Origin of the sequence: Bacillus sp. FSL M7-0791, from assembly GCF_038627085.1 — a bacterium.
GTDB lineage: Bacteria > Bacillota > Bacilli > Bacillales > Bacillaceae > Bacillus > Bacillus safensis.
Genome location: NZ_CP152022.1, coordinates 1741456 through 1761919 on the forward strand (window position 1 = coordinate 1741456; position 20464 = coordinate 1761919).

Genomic DNA, 20464 nt, shown 5'->3' on the forward strand with positions numbered 1-20464 from the left:
ATGATTTATTTATTGTCCTTATTTGCAATTGTTTAAAATAAAAAAGAACATTTAGCAGCATCTTATTTTTTTGCTAAGTGTTCTCTGAATTGCTTTGGTGTCTGATGATATTTGTTTTTAAAAATCCGATAGAAATAACTTACATTATCATATCCAACTTGATCTATAACAGAGGCAATTGGCATATCTGTACTTTCCAGTAACTCTTTCGCTTTATTTAAACGTTTTTCTTGAAGTAATTCTTTAAATGTAAAGCTGGTAGCTTTTTTAATCTCTTTACTTAAAGCATAAGCGGGCTGGCTTAATTTTGTGGCTAATTCATTCAGTGATGCACGCTGGAAATGTTCATCAATATACTTTAATGATTCAACAATTAAATAATGTTGTACAGGATTGTCTTCTGTATGTTCGGCCTTATCAGCGTGTTTAATTAACTCCACCATTAAAAGACCCATATACAATTTAATGGTGGATTCAGACATAAAAGCAGGAGACATAATTTCAATCATAATTTTTTTTATTAATTCTTGAATGCTTTCTACTTCTGAAACTTTAAAGTAAAGGAATTGTCCATTTTGAGTACTGTTATATAAACTGTTAATTAAGAAATTACTAATTCTATTTTCAGTCGTTAAAAACGAAAAGATAAAATCAAAAAAATGAGGTAAAATGATAAAATTAATAATAATGTCTTCTTCTGCACAAGCTTGAGTTTCATGCTCAATATGCTGGTTTAAAAATAACAGCTCCCCTTGTTGCAAATTTATTCTTTGATTCCCTACTTTTTGGTTATACTCTCCATTGTAAACATAATTAATCTCAATGTAGTCGTGTTTATGTTTAGGAAAATCCACAAAGCGTGTATGTTTTCGAACCGTAATCATACTCTCTTGATTGAGAAATTTTTGACTTTCTATAATAAAATTAGACTGATTGGTATAAATGTCTTTATTTATCTCTCTTCTGTTTTGTAGAATCAGTTCCTCTTCATCTGTTATCTTTAATAATTGATTCAGAAGATCATGTTGCATAGGTTTCTCCTTTGTTTATAATCTTACTTTATTGTTTATTAGACTTCTTCAACCAAAGCCCACATACCTTCTTTCTTTTATAGAGTCTAACTCCATGCTTTTAAAAAAAAGACTATCTAAAGTAGTCTCTTTATTATTTCCCAAGCTCATAGGTTTGTACAAAAGTGCTTTCTGCAAGAATGGCTTTCACTCCTGTTTGTTCAATTATCTAAAAATGAATAATTCCTAATTCTATTGATGTTTTAATGGCTTCAGCTCTTGATGTCACATTTAGTTTTTGATAAATGTTTGTTAAATGTGCTTTTACAGTTCTCTCGGAAATTCCCATATCAAATGCAATTTCCTTACTCCGAAACCCTCTAGCTACTGCTTGCAAAACGAGCATTTCTTTTTCGGTAAGCAAGTGGTTGTCTGTTTTCCATTTTTCTTGAGGTTCTTTGTGTACGGTTGATTCAAATACCTTTGAGGCCACATTTGATTGAAGTAAAATGTCTCCTCTGATGGCCGCTTCAATTGTATTAAATAAGTTTTCTCTGCTGGCATCCTTTAAGAGGTAGCCTTTTGCACCAAGCTGTAACCCTTGGATCATTAATTTTTCTTCATTATAAGTAGTCAAAATGAGTACGGGAACTTTTATTTGAAGAGTCTGCATTTCTCTAAGCATATCAAGCCCGCTCATCATTGGCATGTTGAGGTCAAGTAATACAAGGTCTGGGGATTTTTCTTTTATGACATCTATCCCCTTTCCTCCATCTTCTGCTTCTCCAACAACTTCAAATCTTTCGTCTGTTTCAAGAATTAATTTTAATCCTTCTCTCACAACATAATGATCATCAACAATCACAATTCGATAAGACACTGTATTTACTCCTTTTTCAAAGGTATGTTCACTATTACTTGTGTACCTTCATTTTTTTTACTTTTCAAATGGATCTCTCCACCAAGCAGCCGAACACGTTCTGACATACCAATGATGCCGTAATGTCCAAAAGTGGATTCTCGTTTTTTCTCATCAAATCCCACTCCATTGTCTGCTATTTTCAAATGGATGTGATCACCTTGTTGTACCATCACTAACTCGACATGGCTTGCTTTGGCATGTTTTGAAACATTCGTTAAGCATTCTTTTATCATGTAAACAGTATGTTCAATAAAAAAAGGTGACATATTCTGAGGTACAGATATCTTTGTACGAATTGGGATATTCGTTGCTGTCGTAAATCGATTTACTTCATTTTTCACTGTTTCAGTTAAATCGTATTGATCATGACGATCCTTCCGAAGATCATCAATCACCATTCGTGCCTCACCTAATGTTTTTCGCGCTTGGCTCATTGAGCCCTTGATAATGCTTTGAGCACGCTCGGTATTTTGATTCTCTAAATGTGCTTGAACAGCTTCCAATTGCATAATAATGCCTGCAAGCCCTTGTGCAAGGGTATCATGTAAATCTCTCGCCATTCTTTGACGTTCATTAGCAAGGGTTAACTCCTCCACCTGCTGATGTGCGAGTTCGAGTTCCTTTAGAAACGTTTGAGTTCGAATTCTAGCCTTTACTTGTCTAAAAAATAAGATAGAGTATGCAACGACCACAATAAGGATAAGAAATAAAATCGGAATGTAGACAGTCAGATCATCTGTATCATTAACCAAAATAAGAGCTAGAAAAAAAAGCACATAAAAACAAAGTCCTGTCAAAATAATCTTTAATGTATGATAGTATACACCGATGCTTTGAGCAATTAATAACGGTAAAAGACCAATTAAAATAACAGGAGAGGCAGCTTGCATAGCTAAAACACAAAGTAGAATAACGATTCCTTGTATGAAGAAATAAATCCAAGGCTTCTTCTTGAACCAATAAAATGACCACCAGTGCAAAATGAGATGGATCGCGATAAGGCCAGAAAAAAACAAACTTGAAAGCGATAAAGATGCTGTTAAAAACTGAAAAATCATCGCTGCAACATACACAAGAACGCCCCATAATAACGTGGGAATTCGGGAATAGATCATTTCATTAAATGGGTCTATCCGTTTCTTAAGCATAAACTCTCACCTTCCAAACCCCATCATAACACGAAAAATACCGCCCGCCTTTTAAAGAGGCAATGGCGGTATTAGGATTTTAACATTTTAAAAAGAAAACATTATATAATCTTCTTTTCTTTTTGGGCAATTGACTCTCCTTCAATATCAATAACCGGAAGCAATCGTGCCAGCCATTTTGGTAAGTACCAATTTGCCCGCCCTAATAGCATCATACAAGCAGGGATAAAGGTCATTCTAATGACAAATGCATCGAATAAAACCCCAAATGCCAATGTTAATCCCATTGTTTTAATAATCAAGTCTTGAGCAAAAATAAAGCTTGCGAAAACGAAAATCATAATTAAGCCTGCTGCAGTTACAACCCTGCCACTATGCTGTAATCCAGAAATAACAGATTTCTTTGCATCCTGAGATAGAAGAAATTCTTCCCTCATTCTACTAACTAAAAATACTTCATAATCCATTGCAAGACCAAATAATATTCCTGTCACTAGTACAGGCATAAAGTTTAACAACGGTCCTGCTGCAGGTATTCCAAACAATGGGGCAAGGTGTCCATCCTGTAAAACAAAGACAGCAAAACCTAATGTAGCAGTTAATGTCATTAAAAACCCTAGTACAGCCTTTAATGGAACAAGGAATGATCTAAATACAAGAATCATTAACACAAAAGCAAATCCAATAATGACTCCTGCAAATTTTGGCAATGCTTCACTGAGTCTATCTGAAATATCTATATTCACGGCAGTAGAACCAGTCACAAGAAACTTTGTGTCAGTCACACTCGATTCATTTCGAATGTCTTTCACTAATTGCTTCGTTTCTTTATCCTCCGGACCACTTCTAGGTAAGATTGTTAACATTGCGTACTCACCCGATGGATCAGGGATCGCCGGCGTGATTTGTTTGATACCATCCATTTTTTCTAACAATTTTGATGATTCCTCGATGGACTTGGACTTCATCGTTTTATCTGCTTGAGAGGCATCTATGATGATGGCAAGTGGTCCATTAAACCCCTTGCCAAATCCTTCTGCTAAAAGATCGTACCCTTTACGTTCAGTTGTTTCTTTGCCTTTCATACCGTTATCCGGAAGACCAAGCTCCATATGAAGTGCTGGCCAGCTTACCAATCCTGTCAATAAAATGACACCTATCATTATTTTACCCGGATGCTTTTGAATAAATCTTGCCCAGCCCATTGTTTTTTTCTCTTTTTTTGGCTGTAATTTAGAAAATAACTTATTTTGCCTGGAAGGACTCACCTTATCTCCAAGAAGCCCTAGTATAGCTGGAACAATCGTGAGAGAAACAAGCATAACAGATAGTACCATAAAGGCTCCCACAAGACCCATGATACCTAGAAACGGTATGTCAACTAATACAAGTCCACATAATGCAACAATAACAGTGACGCCCGCAAATAATACAGCACTTCCTGCGGTACCCACAGCTCTAGCAGCAGCCTCATTTAAATTGTAGCCCTCTGCTAACAGCTGTCGATATCTTGAAATGATAAACAGTGCATAATCAATTCCTACTGCAAGACCAATCATCACCGCTAATGTGAGACTAAATGCAGACATTTCAACAAAGTTTGAGGTGATTAAAATGACCATCACACCTATTACTAACCCAATCACAGCCGTCAATATTGGTAATCCTGCGACCAAAAGTGAAGCAAATGTAAAGGCTAAAATCAAGAAGGCGAAGATAATCCCTATGATTTCAGAAATCCCACCTACTTCAATTTCAGAGAATGTCACGGAGCCGCTTAATTCCGTTTGGATGCCCGCATCTTTTGAAATCTTTATGCTATTTAATACTTTCTCTTTTGAGGATTCCTTTACCTTATCCGCTTTCATTCGATACGTAATATCCGCATATCCTATTTTCTTATTTTTACTTATCGTAAAGGTCTGATATAAATCGGTCACCTGCTTAACTGCTTTATCCTTTTTAATTTCTTTTATCGTTTCATTAATTTTATGTTTCACTTTCTTTGCTTCTAAAGTTTTATCTTTAGGTGCTTTAAATATTAGACGAATCGTTCCCCCATCATCACCTGCTGGGAACTTCTTTTCCAAGAGATCCATCGCTTTTTCAGATTTTGTTCCTGGAATCGACATATCTCCATTAAATGAAACGCCTGTCCCTATTGTTGCTCCAACTACAGCTACTAAGATAAGTAACCAACCGATTAACATTCGTTTAGGCTTAGTAAAAGCAAAGTTTCCTAAGTTATATAAAAATTTAGCCATTCACTTACTCCTTTTTCATCGAATTCATGATATTCACCTCTTTATTCTACGTAATGAAATAGTTGATTGAAATTGTACTTTTGGGCAAAAGGGATTGTACATTTAGGCATGAAAAAGAGCATCTCTTTTGAGATACCCTTCTATTTATAGAGAGCGTTCATATTATCTATATCATCATCTGGCCAATTCCGGATCAGTTGTATTAGTCATATCTGGTTATTTTGATTTAATTCCTGCACCGCAAAGAGGTATGACGATGGTTTCTTTTGCTTCCTTTTTATATTTCATGTAGCCAGCAAAATTGACTGCAGATGTCACTTCCACATAAAATCCTTTCTCACTTAGTTTAGAGCGAGCATTCAATATCTCATCCTCTTCAATATCTATAAATGTACCATTGGTATCTTGTACAGCTTCTAGAATTTGTTTGGAGCGCGCCGGGGCAGCAATGGCTATCCCTTCTGCCAAAGTTCCTGTATTCGTAACAGGCGATGCTGAATCTTTCGCATTTTGATAAGCTTTCACGAGAGGAGCACAGTTTTTCGCTTGGATGGCAATGATTTTCGGTATTTTATGAATTAAACCATTTTCAAATAACTCTTTAAAACCGTAATACGCACCTAGGAGGAGAGTACCATTTCCAACCGGAATGATTAAAGCATCAGGTGCTCCGTTTACTTGTTCATATATTTCATAGGCGTATGTTTTTGTTCCTTCAAAAAAATAAGGATTATACACATGGCTTGCATAAAAAACGTTTTCGGCGTCTACTGCTTTTTGCGCCGCGGCTGCAATATCCTCTCGTGTACCGTGAATTTCTTTAACCGTTGCTCCATGGGCTTTTATTTGAGCGATCTTTTTAGGTGAAGTTTCATCGCTTAGATAGATGTCACATGCAATCTCGCAACGAGCTGCATAAGCGGCAATCGCCGTTCCTGCATTCCCGCTGCTATCCGCAATGACTTTTGATACCCCTAATTCCTTTGCCTTTGTCATTAAAACAGCAGCTCCTCGATCTTTAAAGGATAGTGTAGGCATCATATAATCAACTTTTACATAAGTGTTTGGCTCATGAGGATCTAAAACGATTAACGGAGTTTGACCTTCACCCATTGTCACAGATTCCCAAGTCTTTGACCCTTTTGAAAATGGCATGGTTTCAACATAACGCCATAATGAGTTTGGGTAGTGATTCCAAGCCGCAATATCTATTTGAGGGGTATCTTTCACCAGGTTTAATACGCCGTTACAATCACATTTCCATAAAGTTGGTGTCATCTCATACTTTTTACCGCAATGGTTACAAATCAATTGATTCATCAATCATCAGCCCCTTCAGATAATTTTTTATATAAAATATACTTTTTTATATATCGTGGGCAAAAAAATATTCTAAATATAAGAAATAGCATCAATTTCAATTTTGAAACCAAAATGTAATTCATTCGTTGGTACAACAGTACGTGCTGGTTGATGTTCACCGAAAAATTCAGTGTAAACCGCATCTACTTTGTCCCATAGTTCAATATCAGAAATGTATAAAGTCATACGCAAAATCTTTTCTTTTTTACTTCCGGCTGCTTCTACAATCATCTCCACATTCTTAAGTGCTTGTAATGTCTCTTCTTCAATGGGGCCGAATTCTTTTTCTCTCGTTTCGGGATTGATGGCAAATTGTCCTGAAACATAGACCGTGTTTTGATGAATGGTTGCAAATGCATAGTGTCCGTTGGATTTTAGATTTCCTACCTCAAGGATGCTTTTCATTTCGTTTCCCCTTCATTCGATTTATGTTTGATTTCATCCAAATAGCTATAGACGGTGACTTTAGAAATACCTAACATAGATGCGACTTTCTCAACTGAACCTTTCATTAAAAAGATTCCCTTTTCATCCATGAACCTTATTAATTCAATTTTTTCATGACGTTTCATAACTGGGTGGACACTGTTTTGAATGATCTGTTGAATCAATTGATCTACGATTCCTTCCACATTTTCAAGATCATCATTTGATGTTGTTTCATTCTCTTGAACTTCAACTTTTGTAGAAAGAAAAGTATCCATAAATTGCTGCATTTGATTCAATGCTTCAACATCAAAATTGATACAGAATGCCCCGATCACCTTTTTCTTCGAATCACGAATTAATGAAGTCGAAGAACGAATGGTACGGTTGTCTTCTGTTTTAAATGTATACCCAGCAAGATAATCTTCTTTAAAATCTTCTGATTGTAAAACAGTCTTTACCAAATGATCAAATGATTGACCGATTTTTCTTCCCGTCACATGATGATTGACTGTAAACATGACAGATGTTTGTGGGTTCGTTAAATCATGAATAACGACTTCACAATTTGGTCCAAACATTTTTGCCGTAGATTTTGCTAAAGGAATATAGCTCTCTAATAAATTCTTTATATTTTCCATGCCTAAGCACCTCATTTGTTTATTCCACTAGATTATATAATTTTTTATATACAAAAACAATATATAGATTTTTTTATATATGTTGAAAAAGTTAAGAAAATATAAAAAAAGCAGCCATTGACTGCTTTTTGCTTGTGCTCCTTTCTAATTGATTTCTTGCTGGATTCCATACAAAATGACTTCAATTCCCCACCTGAACCGTTCCATTGATACGGTATCACCTGCAAACATTTCTTCTTTTAGGCTATGGATGAAAGGAAACCGCGTTTTGTCTGCATCATGAAATGTTTTTTTTGTATCTGAAATCTGCGAAGAGCCGTGTTTCTTCCAAGAGACCTTTTCGTATGCTACGGAAGATACGTATAACAGTAACAAGTCTACTCCCCATGCAGCGGATGTAGATTTGATTCCGCCTTTATGCAGTGCAGCGAGAAGATGTTCGGTCAACTGTAAAAAGTTCGTTCCTTGCGGGATGGTGGAAAGAGAAATTTCAGCAAGACCAGGCTTTTCGTATAGCAGCAGGAAATAAGTATGCAATATGTCAGATAACTGTTCTTTCCATGTGCCATTCACTGAATCTGGATAAACCATTTGGCCGAGACCATAATCTAATACGTAAGCACTGAGTTCTTGAAAATTGTTCACGTAAACATACAAGGATGCAGGTCCCGTATCGAGTGCTTTAGCCACTTTACGCATACTCATGCCCTCTAACCCTTGCTCCTTTAGAAGCTCATAGGCGGTTTTCACAATGAGTTCACGGCTTAAGGGCTCTTTTGCCGGCCGAGACCGACGACTGATAATACGACGATTTGAATTGTTCATAATCTCTTTATAACATGTCAAAGTCAAATAGTAAATTGAGCATCAATCAACGTTTTCTTGAAAAGAATTCATCATTTCAGCAAGCTTGACTGCAGCATCTTTTGAAAAACACAGTTTTAAACTTTTTTCTGATTCATGAGCTTTCTCCGATGAATATTCGTACATCATATCTTCGTATTCTTCAATAGCCTGTTCAATATGATGAGGATTTCGGACAATCGCAAGTGCAAGCTCCATTGCATCAAACATCGCCATGTTTACACCCTCCCCTGCAAATGGTGACATGACATGAGCGGCATCACCGATAAGAGTTACTCCTTTATGGCGGTTCCATTTAAAACCGACAGGAAGCGTATAAATCCGTCTTGGAATGATGGCATCTTCTGCATAACGAATATAATTTTTCAGCTGATCGTCCCAATCACTAAATAACTGTAATAATTGTTCTTTTGCTTCTTTCGCTTGATGGAACGGAATACCACAAGTCTCAATCCAGTTACGTTCTGCCATAAGGCTTGCATACACTTTGATTCGTCCATCCCCGTTTAACTGACCAATCAGTCCTTTGTGGTCTGCTAAAGCAAACATCTTCCCGCGTTTATTAAATGCAGCTAAATCAGGGTGGTTCACCTCTACGTTGAGGATATTCAATTCCAGCATCGTGAGTCCGGCGTATTCAATATCAATATCTGTTAACAGAGGACGCACACGAGAAAAAGCACCATCTGCCCCAATTAAAAGATCAACTGTCTCAACAACTCCGTTTTCAAAATGAAGCTCCGTCATGCCGTTTTCTAATGAAACGCAATTTTCTAGTTTATATCCATATTTGATGTTTTCAACATTCATTTGATCTAACAGCAGTTCACACAAAACACCACGATCAATTTCTGGGCGGGTGCCTTTTTGATCTGATTCCGTTTCTTCATCTAAATAAATTCTTCCTGATTTATCAAGTAAGCGGAAATCTTCTCCTTCATAGCGGGCGTTCCTTTGAAATTCCTCATAAACCCCTGCTTCTTTTAAAGCTTTTTGACCTGTTTCTTCATGAATATCCAGTGAGCCCCCTCTTTCAAGACTCTTGTCATGCATCTCTCGTTCATAGATGGTTGTTTGTATACCGTAATTTTGCAGTATTAAGGCGAGTGTTAGCCCCCCAGGCCCTCCTCCAATAATAGCGATCTGCTTTTGTTTCTTAGATAATGCCGTCATCTTATGCATCTCCTCTTCTTTATGGAAATCGTTTAAAGCCACATCACATTTATATTATAACGAACACCGTTCGTAAAGAACAGTGTTCGTTTAAAAAATTTATTTCACAATTGTGTGTTTTACAATCGCCCGCCACCATATGATACACTCCAACTAGGAATGTGAAAGGATGTCGAATCATCACAATGATTCTTGAATCAGTCGTTTCCATTGTTCTAATTCTGAGTGTAAGAGGTGTTCCTATGAATAAATTATTGGCAATGTTGATATTAGGATTGAGTTTTAGTGGTGCGGCTCTCATTCTTTCTGTCCCTTTGTTATTCAAGTCCAAACCAGAACAATTTGAGCTAGTGTTTGCTGCTGGATCAGCGGGCGCTTTCGCAGTATTCGCTGTCTCATGCCTAGTTCTTCGAAAACAATTCAATCGCAAAAAAACCTAAACACAATCCGCCATTAGAACAATGGAGATTTGTTTAGGTTTTGTGACTTACCTTGATATGAACTTAAAGAATGTGGTACAAGCTGACCCCGATACTGAGAGCGAATAACACAAGTGCAGGGAGTGCTTTTTTAAAGGGATCTTTGGCTAATACGATCAGAGTAAAGGCAGCTGCAAGCATCGTGCCTCCTAACAGTAAGCCTGATAATATTGCTATTGTTGGCATCCATATGCCGATCAGCATTCCAGCAGCGCCTATGAGCTCAAAGGCTCCGGTTAAAACATTAAAAAAAGCAGGTAAACCAAATCGTTTGAACTCTTCTGACATTTTCCCTGATATAATTTTCGATCCTGTTACAAAAAAGAAAGCGGCCAATATCATTTGCAGAATAAGTATGAAAATCGTGATCACATCTTTCTAAGTTATTTGACTGAAACACTCAGTCCAAATGGACAAATTTTCAGCTGGTGAAAATTATATGTCATAGCATATATCAGATATAAATCGTTTGTTACAGATTAGACATTTCAAGATTCATAGTGTGAATGAAATAATTTGTTCAAAAGTAATTTTAATTGTTGAATCTCTTCATCGCTTAATTGCTTTGTTACCGTTTGATGTGCATCCATGACAACAGGAAGAATGGCCTTTTTGACCTCGTCCCCTTTTTCTGTTAAAAGCAGGTGATGTGAGCGCCGGTCTTGTTCATTATAGATTTTTTTGACAAGCCCTTTTCGTTCCATTGACTGGATCATTCTGACGACAGTCGTTTGATTTTTATCAATTCCTTCTGCCAATTCTTTTTGAGTAGTCCCCTTTTCACTGCTCAGAATACTGATAATACTCCATTGTTCAGGAGTGACCCCGTAAGGCTTTAACCTGTTCGTAAAATAATTTGTCATTTTGAGATCGGTACGATGAACGAGATAGCCTATTAAATCTTGTAACTCCATGTAAAACACCCTCTATGAAATTTATATGCTATAGCATTTATATTAGTGAAGCCTTTAAAAATTGTCAAATCAACTATCTGCTTGTTTAAAATCAATCCCTGACAAAATATATGGAACTGCTGATTTGATAAACTTCTCTGATGATATGTGCGAACTATTTTTTCTCCACTCAACAGAAGCTCCGTGAATTCCCCAGCTTAAAAAAACAGCTGTGACCTTCAGAATTTGCTTTTCGACATTTGTATATTGATTGATTAACAATTGATAAAAAATAATTTCAAGCTGTTCCCTCACAATAGGAGCAAGTTCAGTTTCATATTCTACTTGGCAGCGGTTATGCAGAGATTGTTGAAAATTCGTTAATGCTTTAAAAATATTGATGATCGTATCTTCATCTAGTTTACGATGATTGAAATGAATACTTTCTAAATTAATCGATAATACTTCTGACAGCGTCTTATCCAGCAAATCATATTTATCCTCAAAATGATAATAAAACGTCGCTCGGTTGATCATAGCTTCTACCGTGACATCTTTGATCGTAATATCCTTAAATTCCTTTTTCGATGAAAGTTTAATAAAAGACTCCATGATTAACTTACGCGTTCTTAAAACCCGAGGGTCTGTCTTTGGCTGCGTCATCTTATCCCTCCTCCTTTTTCAACACATCTATCAATCTGTTGGATAAACAACAAATTGAAGAAATTATTGGTGTTGGTCTCACTCATTGTGTCTTAAGATCTAATTGTAATGCAAATGATTGATTCAAACAAATATAGGGAATAGCGTTTCCTGCAAAATTTGAGGAGGTAAATGAAATTGAAAAACAATGAGATGTTTTGTGATATAGAAACAGGTGTATGTGGTGTAGGTGAAGAAGAGGATATCCAGGTGATTGATTTTCAACAATCTAAAAAATCTATTACGCTCTATTATGTAACAGACCCAATTTGTTCGCATTGCTGGGCAATTGAACCTGTCCTGCGTCGATTTAAAGAGCAATTTGGACATTATTTTCATTTCCAGACTGTGTTGGGTGGACTGTTAGAGAAATGGCATGGTGGTCCAATTGATCCTGCAAATGGAATTTATAAGCCTGCTGATGTTGCTGGTCACTGGAGAGAGGTTGGAGAATATTCTCGCATGCCAATTGATGGTTCCTTAATGATTGACAATCCTGTTCAATCCTCCTACCCGCCCTCTCGCGTGTTCAAAGTGATTCAAAAACATCATGATGATGCACTAGCCTATACTTTTTTACGCCGTGCAAGAGAAGCGCTATTTGCCTTCAATCAAAATATATCGGATATCACGGTGTTAATTGATATCGTCAACGACCTTGGACTTAACGGAGATGTGATTGTCCATGAAGCGGGGCTGCCTAGCGGCCAGGAATTATTAGATCAAGATTTTACTCTTGTTCGAGACCTTGGTGCTAGAGGTTTCCCAACGATTATCTTCGTCAACGAAGAAGATAAAGGAGTCAAAATCACGGGTGGCCGCTCATTTGAAGTCTATGTTGAAGGATTAAAGCAAGCTTTAAACACTGAAGAACTTGAACCGAAAAAGCGCCCAGCTGTTTCTATCCTGCTCGAAAAAGAAAAACTTCTATTTTCTAAAGAAATTGAAGTAATGTACGATGTTGACCAATCAGATGTACGGTCTTTTATGAAGAAAGAACTTCCGCAGCAGCAGTATCAAATGAAAGAAGTGCTGGGAGAACTGTATTTTACAACTTCGACATAAGGAGAATGACGATGGCACATTTATTACAGATGGATTTTAAGATGAAGGGCCCTTTCGGTGATGAAATGGCAAAAGAGTTTTCTGATTTAGCGAAAAGTATAAATGAGGAAGACGGATTCATATGGAAAATATGGACGGAGAATCCCGAGAAGAATGAGGCTGGCGGAATCTACTTATTCGAAACAAAAGAAGCAGCTGAAAACTATCTTGAGATGCATTCTAAAAGAATCACTAGCTTTGGAATAACAGACATCAACGCTAAAATCTTTAACATAAATGCTCCTCTTACTCATATCACAAAAGGTCCATTAAAAACTCTTCAAGGTTGATACACGAAAAAAGAGCGGCTGATGGCTGCTCTTTTTTTCGTGTGATTTCATCGATTTATCCACTTTACATTTTCTTTTTTCTCTTCATTGACAACGAGCTGGAAGACATCAGGTCTTGAATAATGTCCTACGACATCGAAGTCAAATTGACTAGAAGAAATATCACGCAAATCAAGATCTGCCAGCAGTATCTCTTCCTGACCATAGACAGGTTCTTTTATATATTCGCCTAAAGGACCGACGATTGCACTCCCCCCTCGGCACATCTCATCAGGAGAAGATGCTAATTCATCATAGCAGGCTAAATCTTTAGGATACATCTCTTTATTCACATATTGATTACAAGATAGAACGAAGCACCGGCCTTCTGCGGCAATATGGCGAATCGTTGATTGCCATAGCTCCCTGGAATCTGCCGTAGGGGCTATATAGATTTGGACGCCTTTTGCATACATCGCTGCTCTAGCTAATGGCATATAGTTTTCCCAGCAAATTAAAGCGCCTATTTTACCATACGGTGTATCGAAAACCGGCAGTGTGCTGCCATCCCCTTCTCCCCATATGAGTCGTTCAGAACCAGTCGGCTTTAGTTTACGGTGCTTTCCAAGTAAGGTTCCATCTGGTCCGAAAAACAATACGGAACAATATAAAGTCCCGCGGCTTGATTCATCATCTCTTTCAATGACACCAATGACGAGATAGACACCAGCCTTACTTGCTGCTTCTCCCAATCTGTCTGTCGTTTGACTAGGAACTGGAACTGAATTTTCTAAGTAACGAAGCCAGTCCTTTCTTCCTTCTGGAGAACGGCTTCCTACAGTGGCGCCAAATGCTAGTCCTCTTGGATAAGCAGGTATAAAAGCTTCAGGAAATACAACAATATTGGCTCCTTTTTCTCCAGCCTCAAGTGTTAACGATATGGCTTTTTCAGTACATGCTTCTCTATCCATAATGACAGAAGCAGCTTGCACAACAGCAACTCTACATGTTGACATCTTACCCCCTCCTTATTCTCAGTGTAAAAATAAACGTTTATCATGTACAATATATCATCATCATAATGAGTATGCCTTATTGGAATAATGGGAGGATAAAATGAACATACGGGACTTTGAAATTTTTAAAACAATTGCGGATTGTGGAAGTTTTTCAAGAGCAAGTGAAAAGCTTTTTATCGCCCAGCCTTCCCTCTCTAAAACCATTCAAAAATTAGAGAAAAAACTGGGAGTCATCCTTTTTGATCGATCAAATCGAATTTTTAGGTTAACGGATGAAGGAGAGCTTGTATATGAAAAAGCGATTGCGGTGCTGCAGCAAATGAATGAGCTGCAAATGGAGCTGGGTGATACCGACACGCATATTCGCGGCCATTTAAAGATCGGTCTGCCACAAATAATTGGAACCTTTTTCTTTTCCAAAGTGGCAAAGGCTTTTACTAAAAAGCATCCAGATGTGACGCTCGAAATAATTGAAGAGGGCGGCTTACATGTAGAAAAACTCGTTGAGAAAGGCGAAGTAGATGCGGCCTTTGTTGTCATACCTGCGCAAAGTCATGAATTAGAAGAACAACTCATATTTGAAGCGCCATTTGTAGCTTGTGTACCAAAAAATCACGCTTTAAAAGATGAACAACAGCTCTCACTCGAACAGCTTAAAGAGGATAACTGGATATTGTTTGATTCTTCATTTGCGTTGAGTCAAGTGATTTTAGAAAGCTGCCGTAAGGAACATTTTGTTCCCAACATCGCTTACAGCACAACACAATGGGATTTGCTTTTGACATTAGTTCGTGATGAACTTGGAGTGGCGATCCTTCCAAGTCCTTTAACGGATATGTACAGAGAGGACATTTGTGTAAAACCAATTAGCAGTCAATATATTCCTTGGAAAATTGGCATTGTTGTGAAGAAAGATCGATATAAAACACGTGCTTTGAAGGCTTTTTTAAAAATCGTTGCGGATATCTATTCTGGGGAACAGAAATAGAAACAAATAAAAAATCATCCTTCTTAGTTTCTCCATGATAGCACCGTTCAGCCATGCAATAGACATAAGACCATCAGGTCATCACTTTCTACTCGTTTTCTTAATCAAGTCCACGCCATCGTATGACAGACTTTCCACATGTACAGGCTTTTGCAGAATGTAATGATCAAAAAATGAATGTGAAATACACATTTTGATATAAGCGCTTTTCAAAACGATGACCGCTCTCTTTATGTTTCTAGCTTTATGATATAATAACTTGTCAGTGCCAACCGCTTAGTGAAACCGAAATGAACTTGCTGGAAGGTATTCATCATTGGAAAAGATTCTGAAGAAATGATAGGTGATCACAATGAGAAGGCTTGAGTCTGGAATGTAGTAGACAACGAAATATTTTCTGATATTGTCAGGTATGAACATGAAACGATAAGCGGAACGACGATCAACAACTCGAATGTTCATTCACCTATATTTTGGAGCTGTTACCTGCGTCATCTTGTATTTAATACGTGTGATCTGACGAATGCGAGATTCTTTGCAGATAGTACGATTGATCATTGTACGTTTATTCGTTCCGATTTGCGTTCTGTTGGAATTGCTAGAGACGAGGCTGTTTTTACGAATTGCGAATTTTCCTCCTGTGATATGAGAGGAATGACATTGGAAAATGCTGCGTTTATCAACTGTACATTTTATCAATGCAGGTTTAATGATCGCGTTTTACAAGCAGCGAATATCGTAAATTGTACCTTTACCGGTAAGCTGGTGGATATAACGTTTGAGGGAAATGGTAAACAAAAGCTGATTGCCAATTTTGAAAACTGCATTCTTGACGGTGTTCGCTTTACAGGCTGTGACCTGTCGCAATGTATTCCGCCAGCTTCCAAAAACCATCTATATGTTGAAAAGGTCTCCGCGCGTGTCAAACAGGCATTGCTGAAGATAAATCATGACCCTCATCTTTTTGAAGAGGATCGCAAAGTACTGGTACGCAGCCTGCGCAAGCTTGAGCATATGGAACAATATATTTTTAATACGGCGCATATGGAGAACATACATGGGGCTGATTTTGTGGAGCGATTTTTCAGTTATCTGGAATGTAACAAAGAGAACGCTTGATGCGTCCCTCTTCCTGCTAAGTCTAGGTCGTACATCAACTTCTAGTATATTTGAGTGGAATCAGTTCCCCGATTTTCACTTTGACTAGTTCGCCATCTATTTCTATGATGACAAAACATTCTGGTCCGAAATCTGAAATGAGCTCTCTGCAGATGCCGCAAGGGCTTACGACCCTCAATCTTCTATCCTCTTCATCTGAATATGGATGTCGAACGGCAACAATTGTATCAAAATCTTTATATCCATTCGATAAAGCACTGCCAATTGCAATGGCTTCTGCACAAACCGTTACCCGTCCGATATACGCTTCTATATGGACAGCCGAGATCATTTCTCCTGTTTTCATGCGGATAGCGGCTCCTACATGGTGTTTATCCTCTTCATAAAGGCTCGTAATCTTCTTTTTTGCTTCGTCTATTAACTCTACATCTTTTGGAGTAAGATCAAATGTGTGCATTGTGTTCCCTTCGCCCTTCTATGCTTGTTTTGAATATACTGATCTATTATACCAAACTTTAGAAAATGGGCGGTTCCGCAAGATGAAGAATGGATACAAAAAGCTGATTTTTGTGACCATCAGCTTTTTCGTTATGCTCTTTTATAGCGGGCATACATATAATGAATGATTTTTGTGATGACAGAGGTACACATGCATAAAAAGGTCATGACCACGACCCAATACATATTTGACATGTCAAACCCAGTATAGGCAAATATGAAAATAGTGGAGACTGCAAATGTGATAATAAGAACGATGTAAACTCGTTTAAAGATGCAGTAGCCAACAATCCCCCATATCAAAGATAACAAAGGCAATGTAAATAAGATCAGCGCCATGGGATGAAGAAAGAAAACACTCATCATGTCACTCTCCTTTATGAACCGATGAAGAACCGAATATGTATCATATTAATAGGAAATCCGCACGTTGTAAACAAAAATTGGAATTTAAGGAATGTTTAATCTGAGGCGGATTGACATTCTAAATGTATGTCATGTTGAATGGAAAAAGACTGCTTTCAGTAAGCAGCCCATTTCGCTAAGCTTTCAAATATTCAAGCCGGAGCATTTTGATATGTGAAAAGAGAATCTAACTATTTATCACCTGAATGATTTTTTCCTGAGCGTCTTGTGCCTCAGGGATTGGCATGACGACAAATACATGCAGCATTTCTGGATAAACAAAGGTTTTCATGTCAATTCCTTGTTCTGCTAGCTTTTCATCAAGTTTTAGTGCATCTGGATATAAAATATCATGTGTTCCAATAAAATGAGTGATCTTCGCAAGACCGTTAAAGTCACCGTGAATCGGACTGATTAATGGGTCAGTTACCTTTTTATCTGCTGCCCACATTTTTGTAATGACATCTATTCCTTCTGGCGCTAGAATGGGATCTTTATCGGCATATTCAAATATAAGAGGATTGCTTAAACTCATATCAACACATGCAGATAATAAAATGATATCCTTCGGCTGCGGCAGACCTTCCATCTTTAAGAGGTGCGCAAGGCCAAGAGAGATATTTCCGCCCGCTGAATCACCCATGATCGTTAATTGATCGGTACTCTCAACCGTTTTTAGTATTTCTTTATATAGATTTAGAATTTTTGGATAGGTATCTTGGTAGCTGTAATGAGGTAATTTAGGGTAAATAGGAGCGATGACTTTGGCGTTAAGGGACCTAGCCATTTTATCCATGTACCACCAATGGAAATCGAGAGGCTGGTTTACCCAGGCACCACCATGTATATATAAAATCACCTTTTGTTTTTGCGACATTTGGTCATTCAATGTGAAAACCTGCATTCCTTCGAAAGTCTGCTCCTTTATCTCACTCTTTAATTTCACATCGTCTCCGATTGCATAAGGCTTTATATTTTCTATTTGAGACAGAAGATTTTTGGTTTTTTCGACACTAGCAAAACTCTCTTTATTACTTTGGGACGTGAATAATGTTTCAAATTGAATACTTTCTTCAGAACGTTCTCCATTAAAAATGTCGATACTCATTTTGTTTTCTCTCCTTTAAGTAGATATGTTTATTCGTCATCCTCATTCATCACACGAAATGATTTGAGATACACTTGTACTTCTTTCTCAGGAGTCTTTAATAAGTTAGATAAAAGGTCTTGTATGAGACGGAGACTGTTAATTTTCTTTTCAATTTCTTCATGTTTTTGATGTACAATTCTTTTTAAAGTATCAAGTTCTATGTCTTGACTCAGCATTTCCAATATTTCTTTTATTTCCTTTAGTGAATAACCCAATGATTTGGCATCTTTGATCAATTGAATTTTCACAATATAATCTTCTGTGTATCGTCTATAACCGTTCGAACGGCGTCTCGGGACAGGTAAAATGTTGTGTTCTTCATAGTAACGAATTGCGGCAGGGCTTATTCCTGTTTGTTTGGCAAGTTCTCCTCTAGTCATCAACTCCGTCGTTACTCCTTTTTCGTGATTTTGTCTTTCTATATTTACATTATAAAGGTTGAAGTATACTTCAAGGTCAAGATACGTTTTCTTAAAAAACAAAACACCATCGCATGCAGCCGGTTAAGGCGCCCTGAGATGGTGTTTTACATCATTCAATTTGCTTTTATAGGTCTTCTCCATTTGATGCGATTACATTTTTGTACCAGAAGAATGAGTCTTTGCGGTAACGATTCAGTGTACCATTTCCTAGGTCGTCTTGATCCACATAGATCAAACCATAGCGTTTCGTCATTTGAGATGTTCCGCAGCTGATTAAGTCAATGCAGCCCCAAGGTGTGTACCCCATTAAGTCAACACCTTCTTTTACGGCTTCTTTCATCTGTTCAATATGTTTTTTCAAATAATCAATTCGATAATCATCGTGTATTTTTCCGTCTTGTGTCAATGTATCCCTTGCACCAAGTCCATTTTCACAAACAAATAAAGGCTTTTGGTATCTGTCATACAGTTTAATTAATGAAATGCGCAGACCCATTGGATCGATCGGCCAATCCCATTGTGATAATTCCAAGTGTTCATTTTTAATCGGACTGTCAAACGTACCCGCTAGCTCAGCTGCATCTTCACGTGCTTCTGCTACATGGGACATATAGTAGCTGATCGCAACAAAATCAACAGTGCCTTCTTTTAAAATTTGTTCATCCTGCTCTTTAATATCCAGCTTGATTTGATTATCAGCAAAGTATTTCACCATGTATGTTGGATATTCGCCTCTAGCTTGAACATCAGGATAGAACATATTCAATTGATTCGATTTGACTGCCTGCAGCTGATCCTCTGGTTTTGTTGTTTTTGCATAGGCTTCAATCTGGTTAATCATACAGCCAATTTGGACATCTGGAATGATTTCCTTCGCAGCCTTCACTGTTAAGGCACTTGCCACAAATTGATGATGAGATGCTTGGTAAGCAGCTTGTAATTTATGGTCTACTAGATCCTCTAAAATTCCAGCACCTGTATAAAGGCTATTGAGGTTCATATTCATTTCATTAAACGTAATCCAATATTTCACTTTGTTTTTATATCTTTCTAAAATCGCACGTGCGTATTTTTCGAACAATGGGACAAGCTCTCTACTCATCCATCCATTATATTTTTCTGTTAAAGTAATCGGCATTTCATAATGAGACATCGTTACTAGCGGTTCAATTCCATATTTCGCACATTCATCAAATACTTTATCGTAAAAAGCCAATCCTTCTTCATTCGGCTTGTCCTCTAAGCCTGTTGGAAAGATTCTTGCCCATGAGATAGACAAACGAAATACTTTAAATCCCATTTCTGCAAATAGTGCAATATCTTCTTCATAACGATGATAAAAATCAATTCCGCGTCTTTTTGGGAAATCAAATGCATCAGGATTTTCCTTGTACTTGTTTAGTTCAGCTGAACTCACATCGAATGTAAAGTTGTTCACTTTTCCTTGTGCGTAAGGATCTTTATATGCAGCGAAGTCTGAAGTTGACAGCCCTTTGCCGCCTTCTAAATATGCACCCTCTATTTGATTGGCAGCGGTTGCGCCACCCCATAGAAAATTATCTGAAAATCCTTTTTTTAATTCTTTCATTTCAATCATCCCTTCTAT

23 protein-coding genes are annotated in these 20464 nt (G+C 37.4%); 5 read left to right on the plus strand and 18 right to left on the minus strand.

Features of this window, described 5'->3' with window-relative positions:
* Positions 1 to 62: 62 nt before the first annotated feature.
* The 9 genes from MHI08_RS08840 to MHI08_RS08880 all read right to left on the minus strand — a co-directional run bounded on the left by MHI08_RS08840 (position 63) and on the right by MHI08_RS08880 (position 9810).
* On the minus strand, positions 63 to 1031 hold the full coding sequence (locus tag MHI08_RS08840; RefSeq protein ID WP_056766627.1) for an AraC family transcriptional regulator: 969 nt from the start codon (positions 1029 to 1031) through the stop codon (positions 63 to 65).
* Between the two features lie 208 nt (positions 1032 to 1239).
* Positions 1240 to 1890 carry a response regulator transcription factor gene (locus MHI08_RS08845; protein WP_056766629.1) on the minus strand — a complete coding sequence of 217 codons (651 nt, stop codon included), beginning with the start codon at positions 1888 to 1890 and terminating at the stop codon, positions 1240 to 1242.
* Between the two features lie 5 nt (positions 1891 to 1895).
* On the minus strand, positions 1896 to 3080 hold the full coding sequence (locus MHI08_RS08850) for a sensor histidine kinase (protein WP_056766631.1): 1185 nt from the start codon (positions 3078 to 3080) through the stop codon (positions 1896 to 1898).
* Positions 3081 to 3181: 101 nt separating this feature from the next.
* On the minus strand, positions 3182 to 5344 hold the full coding sequence (locus MHI08_RS08855) for an MMPL family transporter (protein ID WP_056766634.1): 2163 nt from the start codon (positions 5342 to 5344) through the stop codon (positions 3182 to 3184).
* A gap of 216 nt (positions 5345 to 5560) precedes the next feature.
* Positions 5561 to 6664 carry a threonine synthase gene (locus MHI08_RS08860; RefSeq protein WP_056766636.1) on the minus strand — a complete coding sequence of 368 codons (1104 nt, stop codon included), beginning with the start codon at positions 6662 to 6664 and terminating at the stop codon, positions 5561 to 5563.
* A gap of 72 nt (positions 6665 to 6736) precedes the next feature.
* Entirely contained in the window at positions 6737 to 7111 is a 375-nt protein-coding gene (locus MHI08_RS08865) for a RidA family protein (RefSeq protein ID WP_024427108.1), read from the minus strand.
* Positions 7108 to 7773 carry a helix-turn-helix transcriptional regulator gene (locus MHI08_RS08870; RefSeq protein ID WP_056766639.1) on the minus strand — a complete coding sequence of 222 codons (666 nt, stop codon included), beginning with the start codon at positions 7771 to 7773 and terminating at the stop codon, positions 7108 to 7110. The genes MHI08_RS08865 and MHI08_RS08870 overlap by 4 nt, the downstream gene beginning before the upstream one ends.
* A gap of 144 nt (positions 7774 to 7917) precedes the next feature.
* The gene (locus tag MHI08_RS08875) at positions 7918 to 8598 is read right to left on the minus strand and encodes a TetR/AcrR family transcriptional regulator (RefSeq protein WP_056766641.1); all 681 of its coding nucleotides are present in this window, start codon (positions 8596 to 8598) and stop codon (positions 7918 to 7920) included.
* A gap of 42 nt (positions 8599 to 8640) precedes the next feature.
* Complete coding sequence (locus MHI08_RS08880; protein WP_056766643.1) at positions 8641 to 9810, minus strand: NAD(P)/FAD-dependent oxidoreductase; 1170 nt, start codon at positions 9808 to 9810, stop codon at positions 8641 to 8643.
* Positions 9811 to 10052: 242 nt separating this feature from the next.
* Here MHI08_RS08880 and MHI08_RS08885 point away from each other — a divergent pair, with 242 nt between their 5' ends.
* On the plus strand, positions 10053 to 10250 hold the full coding sequence (locus MHI08_RS08885) for a hypothetical protein (protein WP_056766646.1): 198 nt from the start codon (positions 10053 to 10055) through the stop codon (positions 10248 to 10250).
* Positions 10251 to 10313: 63 nt separating this feature from the next.
* On the opposite strand, the gene MHI08_RS08890 is transcribed toward MHI08_RS08885, so the two are convergent.
* From MHI08_RS08890 to MHI08_RS08900, 3 genes are all read right to left on the minus strand, one after another.
* On the minus strand, positions 10314 to 10661 hold the full coding sequence (locus tag MHI08_RS08890) for a DoxX family protein (RefSeq protein WP_268750500.1): 348 nt from the start codon (positions 10659 to 10661) through the stop codon (positions 10314 to 10316).
* Between the two features lie 116 nt (positions 10662 to 10777).
* Positions 10778 to 11203 (minus strand): MarR family transcriptional regulator, encoded by a 426-nt coding sequence (locus MHI08_RS08895; protein WP_339241498.1) that lies wholly within the window; start codon positions 11201 to 11203, stop codon positions 10778 to 10780.
* A gap of 69 nt (positions 11204 to 11272) precedes the next feature.
* A complete protein-coding gene (locus tag MHI08_RS08900) occupies positions 11273 to 11845 on the minus strand; it encodes a TetR/AcrR family transcriptional regulator (protein ID WP_339241502.1) in 573 nt (190 codons plus the stop codon).
* A gap of 177 nt (positions 11846 to 12022) precedes the next feature.
* Here MHI08_RS08900 and MHI08_RS08905 point away from each other — a divergent pair, with 177 nt between their 5' ends.
* Both MHI08_RS08905 and MHI08_RS08910 read left to right on the plus strand, forming a co-directional pair.
* Positions 12023 to 12949, plus strand: coding sequence for a DsbA family protein (locus MHI08_RS08905; RefSeq protein WP_149126607.1), 927 nt, complete (start codon positions 12023 to 12025; stop codon positions 12947 to 12949).
* Between the two features lie 11 nt (positions 12950 to 12960).
* Entirely contained in the window at positions 12961 to 13278 is a 318-nt protein-coding gene (locus tag MHI08_RS08910; protein WP_149126606.1) for a monooxygenase, read from the plus strand.
* Between the two features lie 47 nt (positions 13279 to 13325).
* On the opposite strand, the gene MHI08_RS08915 is transcribed toward MHI08_RS08910, so the two are convergent.
* Entirely contained in the window at positions 13326 to 14273 is a 948-nt protein-coding gene (locus tag MHI08_RS08915; RefSeq protein ID WP_339241505.1) for a carbon-nitrogen hydrolase family protein, read from the minus strand.
* 100 nt (positions 14274 to 14373) lie between these two features.
* Here MHI08_RS08915 and MHI08_RS08920 point away from each other — a divergent pair, with 100 nt between their 5' ends.
* Positions 14374 to 15264: a LysR family transcriptional regulator gene (locus tag MHI08_RS08920; RefSeq protein ID WP_208945764.1), complete on the plus strand. Its 891-nt coding sequence runs from the start codon at positions 14374 to 14376 to the stop codon at positions 15262 to 15264.
* Between the two features lie 579 nt (positions 15265 to 15843).
* On the plus strand, positions 15844 to 16383 hold the full coding sequence (locus MHI08_RS08925; RefSeq protein WP_342500167.1) for a pentapeptide repeat-containing protein: 540 nt from the start codon (positions 15844 to 15846) through the stop codon (positions 16381 to 16383).
* A gap of 34 nt (positions 16384 to 16417) precedes the next feature.
* Here the strand turns inward: MHI08_RS08925 and MHI08_RS08930 are convergent, their stop codons facing one another.
* The 5 genes from MHI08_RS08930 to MHI08_RS08950 form a co-directional block, all read right to left on the minus strand.
* On the minus strand, positions 16418 to 16840 hold the full coding sequence (locus tag MHI08_RS08930; protein WP_044334523.1) for a cytidine deaminase: 423 nt from the start codon (positions 16838 to 16840) through the stop codon (positions 16418 to 16420).
* 131 nt (positions 16841 to 16971) lie between these two features.
* Positions 16972 to 17244, minus strand: coding sequence for a DUF2651 family protein (locus MHI08_RS08935; RefSeq protein ID WP_073205795.1), 273 nt, complete (start codon positions 17242 to 17244; stop codon positions 16972 to 16974).
* A gap of 229 nt (positions 17245 to 17473) precedes the next feature.
* A complete protein-coding gene (locus MHI08_RS08940; RefSeq protein ID WP_034622030.1) occupies positions 17474 to 18394 on the minus strand; it encodes an alpha/beta hydrolase in 921 nt (306 codons plus the stop codon).
* Positions 18395 to 18423: 29 nt separating this feature from the next.
* A complete protein-coding gene (locus MHI08_RS08945) occupies positions 18424 to 18816 on the minus strand; it encodes a MerR family transcriptional regulator (protein ID WP_034622079.1) in 393 nt (130 codons plus the stop codon).
* 166 nt (positions 18817 to 18982) lie between these two features.
* The gene (locus tag MHI08_RS08950; protein WP_025093217.1) at positions 18983 to 20446 is read right to left on the minus strand and encodes a family 1 glycosylhydrolase; all 1464 of its coding nucleotides are present in this window, start codon (positions 20444 to 20446) and stop codon (positions 18983 to 18985) included.
* Positions 20447 to 20464 lie beyond the last annotated feature (18 nt).